Genomic DNA, 264 nt, shown 5'->3' with positions numbered 1-264 from the left:
ACCGTCGGCCACGAATTTGCCGGCACCTCGGTCAGCTCGCCGGGCTTCGAAGCCCTCGGCCTCGGCAGCCTGGGCCCCGCCCTGGACGGCAGCGCCGCCACCGCCCAGCTCGGCGCTGCCGCCATCGGGGCCGGGCTGGGGCTGGTGGACGACCTGGCCTACGCCGACACCCGGCAGCGCGGCTACCTGCAATTCACCGTCACCGCCGACGCGGTGAAGGGCGAGTACGTGTTTGTGAGCACGGTAAAGAGCAGCACCTACTCG

The 264-nt window shown here is 71.6% G+C and carries 1 pseudogene; it reads left to right on the top strand.

The window, feature by feature from the left end:
• Positions 1-264: pseudogene (locus tag SB756_RS31170) on the top strand (hypothetical protein); the annotation flags it as partial.

It is taken from the genome of Pseudomonas sp. SIMBA_068, assembly GCF_046534705.1.
Lineage (GTDB): Bacteria > Pseudomonadota > Gammaproteobacteria > Pseudomonadales > Pseudomonadaceae > Aquipseudomonas > Aquipseudomonas putida.
This window is presented reverse-complemented; position numbering and strand designations above follow the sequence as displayed.